This window comes from Caldibacillus sp. 210928-DFI.2.18 (genome assembly GCF_020554505.1).
GTDB lineage: Bacteria > Bacillota > Bacilli > Bacillales > Caldibacillaceae > Caldifermentibacillus > Caldifermentibacillus hisashii.
Map to the genome: position 1 here is coordinate 1 of NZ_JAJCHL010000145.1, position 4,873 is coordinate 4,873.

Consider the following 4,873-nt stretch of genomic DNA (forward strand, 5'->3'; position numbering starts at 1 on the left):
AAAACAAGCATTTTTCACTTAAAAACGGTGACGAGATTGAGGCTCGTCGTCAAAAAATGGAGTTTCTCACCCCAAAATGGTGACGAGAACGGGTCTCGCCGCCAAAATTGAGCTTTTTCCAACCCAAAATGGTGACGAGAACGGGTCTCGTCGCCAAAATAGAGCATTTTTCACCCCAAAATGGTGACGAAAACGAGTTCCCCGATTTATTGGTTTTCCATGGTACAATACCTAAGTGTCCTTTTTACTTTTTGGGTGTTTCTTACTATGTCATCATTACATTTCAAATTTTTTTCAAATTCATATAAAATAATTGTATAGACCAAATTCCGTACAGTGTCTCATAATTCGTTCTGAAAGCTAAAATCATAGTAAATTGATGAACAGACTTCACAATGTTTCAGTTTTACGTTAAGGTGAATACGCAAAAATTGTTGACAATACTTTAAACAGCTTCATTCATATCACGTGCGGAATATGGGATAGAAAGGAGAGCGTATGATGAATCAAGTACCGGAGATTACTTTAAATGACGGACTTACCTTACCGGTTATTGGTCTGGGTACATACAAATTAAAAGGTAGTATGGGTGTCAATGCCATCACGAGCGCAATCAACCTCGGTTATCGCTTAATTGACAGTGCCTATAACTATGAAAACGAAGGGACGGTTGGTGAGGCTGTTCGACGTAGTTCTGTTCCAAGACAGGATCTTCTCATTACATCCAAATTGCCTGGTCGCTATCAATCCTATGAACTAGCTATTACAGCCATCCAAGAATCTTTATATCGTGCTCATCTCGATTATTATGATTTATATTTAATTCATTGGCCAAATCCAAAACAAGACAAATATGTTGAAGCTTGGCAGGCATTAATTGATGCAAAAAAATGGGGATTCATCCGGTCCATCGGTGTTTGCAATTTTTTACCGGAACATCTTGAACGATTAGAGAAAGAAACCGGTGTCAAACCAAGTATTAATCAAATTGAATTACATCCATTTTTTAACCAGGGACAACAAAGAAAATATCATCAAGAACATTATATTATAACCGAATCATGGAGTCCTCTAGGAAGAGCCAATGCCGTTCTCGAAAATGAAACCATAAAACAAATTGCAAACCGCCACCAAAAGACCGTATCTCAAATTATTTTACGCTGGCATTATCAATTAGGGGCAATTTCTATACCAAAATCTGCTTCACCAGAGCGGCAATTGGAAAATCTCTCTATTTTTGATTTTTCCTTAGACGAATCAGAAATGAAAATGATTAATGGACTAACAAGGCCGGATGGCAGGTTGCAAAATCAAGACCCGGCCATTTATGAGGAATTTTAACAATCTCTCGTGAAATTTTGCCAACTAGATCCATCGACCTTCGAAAACTTTTTTGTGTCAATATCCAAAAGATGCATGGAAGAATAAATCCATGCATCTTTATTGTTTAAAGATTGATTTATTAATGTTTCATTCATAATTCCTGCAATGACGAAGATAACTGATTTTTCCCGTAATATCTAATAGCATAATTATTTTAGAATAATAATTTTAAAGATTCATCGAAAATAAAATTCAATTACTTTTCAACCATAGACAGCAATATTTTTTCCATTTCTTCTTTTGATAATTTATCTGCAATCCATGTGATTTTATATCCTTTTTCAGGTACAGCTACCCTCATACCGGTTGCGTTCATTTTTTCAGACTTTACGTAAACAAACTCAAATCCATGTAATGAATATGATTCTGACTCCTCGAAATTTCGCCATAAATATTCTAAGTCATTTGTTTGAGCAATTCCCTGTTGGGATGTCGAAAAACTTGCCTCCTCATTGCTATATTCTAATTCAACGGTTGGATCTTCACCCATATCTTTTTCTGCAAGATAGAAACTTTCGTTAACTTGTTTATATCCATTGGGTATATATGGTGGTTTTGCAATAAGGTAACTTACCAACTGTTGGGCTTCAATTAGTGCAAATTCATTTTCATAAAATTGCAGCATTTCTGTAATTTGATGTAGCCTTTTTACTTCTTCTTCATTGGGCTCTCTTTTTTCTTTTTGTAACTTACTTTCTGTTTCAACCTGTTCTTTCATTAGTTGACTGTAATTGTTAAACTCTTCTTCTGTTAGATGCTCTTTTGCTATTCCTATATGTCTTTCAAAATATTTGAAAAGGCCTTTTCATAAAATACAACGAACAATCTAATCGTTTATTCTCAAAAAAGTTAAAAATTCTTTATAATTTACTTACTCGACTATTCAAGAGTTAAACTAGCAAATAACCTTAATAAACGTTGGAGATGCACTGCACGAGTTAACTTTGAATCAATTTTATTAATTCTTTCATGTTTTTCTATAGAATGCGCTTATATCAAACAATGTTTTGGAACGAATTATGTTTAGGAAGGGATTTAAGCCTTTGCTAAGAAATGAAAGCCGGTGTTTCAAGGGAAATAGGTTATTTTTATATTTATGTAAACCGGAAATTACGATAAGGTAAGAGACGGGATCCTTTTCATTTATTATATAAAAAAGAAGTGATCGCTCAATCAAGTTTCAAGCTGTCACTTCTTTTTTGTATATTAGGAAAATCATTCAGGTTCTCCACTGGTAAGTGAAAACCTGCTTACTTACCTTTCTTTAGAAAATCCAGTAATTTAGGGTTCCCTGCCCATAAGGTCCAATGATTATCAGCGTAAATAATGGCTTCTGATTCACTACCTAATTGATAGTGGCTAGGCAGATACATCGGTATATCCTTTTTCCCCAATAAATAATCGGGCACATATGGATTTTGCTGTTTTGCTTTTTTCAGAAGTTGTTTTGCCTTATTCGTCACACCATTTTGTAAAAGTTCAATCAACACTAAATTATAGGCTCCGTTTGCTGTTGTTGTTTCGTTATATTTCTTTAAGAGAGCCTCTGCTTTTTTAAATAATCCCGATTCCACATAGACAATAAATAACTCGTAGCGAGCACCTTGATTATCATTTGGATTTAATTCTAAGAGGTCTTCATACTGGCGAATCGCCTCTTCAAACCGTTCATTTTCATGTAAGAAATCAGCATAATTGAATTTCGCTCTCATATAAGGTCTAGTACTAACAATTCCCCAGAAGTATCCCTTATTTTCTTTAATAAAATCTTTTCCTAGTTCTTTTTCTCCAACCTCTATAGCCTTTAGTAAAAGTTGCTCTTCTTTAAGCGGATTTAGTTCCAATTCAGCTAAAATATTGTAAGCATCCGGACTGTTCGGATATAATTTTAGTGCTTTTTTTGCCAATTCTATCCGCTTATTACCGGTCGATTCATACGCGTCATATAATAATTCCTGTGCTTTTTCCTTATTGGATAGGATTCTCTTGGCACCTTGTTGATTTACTTGTTGATTTAAAAATGTTTGGATATCATCCATTGTTTCAAAATCTCGATTGCTCGTTTCATTTTCCAATCTCAGAAGTTCTCGCTCCATGCTAAATCTCGAATTGATGAAGGAATCCTCTTCCTCGGCAAAGTTCTCCACCAAAAATTCATCATCGCCCTCATGTTGAAAATCGTCATACATTTCATCAGCACTATTAGCAAGTTTTTCCTCCAGTTCATCCAATTCTTCTTTGAGTACCTTTTCCATATCTCGGTACTTGGCAGATAAACTACTGCTGGAAATTCCAAACTCCTCAGCTAATTCATTTTGCGTAACCCATTCTCCATAAGGAATGAATTGATCGATTAAATATCTTAATGTCGCAACATAGACACTTGGTTTCATAACTTTCGGATTTTTCTTCAAACAATATTGGTGCCAGAGGTAGACACCCAACTTTATAATGACTTCATCATATATATCTTCCATATAATCCTGAAATTCTTGGGCAACTTCTAAATGTTTTGGGGATAACCATTCTAAATCTTCTGCAGCTGGATTTGGACCAAATATAAAGAAATGAAGGATTTCAGGGTAAAAAGTAGATAAAAATTCGTTTGGATTCCCTTCGTCACTTTTTTCAAATAGTTGATATACCCCTTTCTTGACTTTTTCTGTTAAACCAGCCGGTAAATCAATAAATGAAGTAAAGAAAATAAATATTTCACCTGCAGGCAAGAGAATACCAACCACAATTCCACCCGTTTCTACCGGATGGTCCTCCAGTACCTTCACTTTTTTTATTTCATTAGTAAAAATATCTTCTAGCGTTAACAGCTGATTTTCATCTTGCTCTTCAATGATGGCAACGGAAGGTTTTGCTTGACTCCATGTTGGTAAAATATTCCTTATCCTTGGACGATTCCATTTCGAACCTTTTTTATCAATAAAATGTTCAAGTATTGTTTTTCCATATATTTCAAAATCGGTAATCGCCCATACTAATGTAAAAAAGTAAAACATCTCAAGAGCTTCCTCGGGAATATCCAAGTCTTCTATCCAATCTGCAATGAATTCATTCACTTCTTCTTCATAATTTTCAAGTGCAAACTTAAGAAGATCCACCTGTACATTCATTAATTCCTTCTCTATTAAAGATTCCATCGTAATAACATTACTCTTTCCACAGCAGTTCTTATATTTCTTTCCACTGCCACACGGACATAAGTCGTTCCTACCTATTTTTTTCATTGCACTTCATCCTTTAATTGTTACTGAGTTTACTTTAAATTTAGTATACAATTATATACATTTGATTTGAAGGTATGTAATCCATTTTAATTAAACAAATACGCCTCTTTTTAATCAATAAACCGTTAGCAACCAACGAAACAAATATGATAGTTTACATTTTGTCTAGTTTTGTTATTCTTTGTAGATAACTCAACTTTCGCAGTCCAAAATCTTGTTTAAATGCTTGATGTAAATGGTTTTGGGAAGTA

The 4,873-nt window shown here is 34.4% G+C and carries 3 protein-coding genes; 1 reads left to right on the plus strand and 2 read right to left on the minus strand.

What is annotated here, in order from left to right:
* Positions 1–498 precede the first annotated feature (498 nt).
* Entirely contained in the window at positions 499–1,341 is an 843-nt protein-coding gene (locus tag LIZ98_RS16900; protein WP_227140337.1) for an aldo/keto reductase, read from the plus strand.
* Between the two features lie 238 nt (positions 1,342–1,579).
* Here LIZ98_RS16900 and LIZ98_RS16905 read toward each other — a convergent pair whose 3' ends face one another.
* Positions 1,580–2,101 (minus strand): DUF4367 domain-containing protein, encoded by a 522-nt coding sequence (locus tag LIZ98_RS16905; protein WP_227140336.1) that lies wholly within the window; start codon positions 2,099–2,101, stop codon positions 1,580–1,582.
* A gap of 532 nt (positions 2,102–2,633) precedes the next feature.
* A complete protein-coding gene (locus tag LIZ98_RS16910; RefSeq protein ID WP_227140335.1) occupies positions 2,634–4,622 on the minus strand; it encodes a tetratricopeptide repeat protein in 1,989 nt (662 codons plus the stop codon).
* Between the last annotated feature and the right edge of the window lie 251 nt (positions 4,623–4,873).

Bases quoted from the DNA above. Each gene is read 5' to 3' on its own strand.
- LIZ98_RS16900 (WP_227140337.1), top strand. From the start codon at position 499: ATGATGAATCAAGTACCGGAGATTACTTTAAATGACGGACTTACCTTA.
- LIZ98_RS16905 (WP_227140336.1), bottom strand. From the start codon at position 2,101: ATGAAAGAACAGGTTGAAACAGAAAGTAAGTTACAAAAAGAAAAAAGA.
- LIZ98_RS16910 (WP_227140335.1), bottom strand. From the start codon at position 4,622: ATGAAAAAAATAGGTAGGAACGACTTATGTCCGTGTGGCAGTGGAAAG.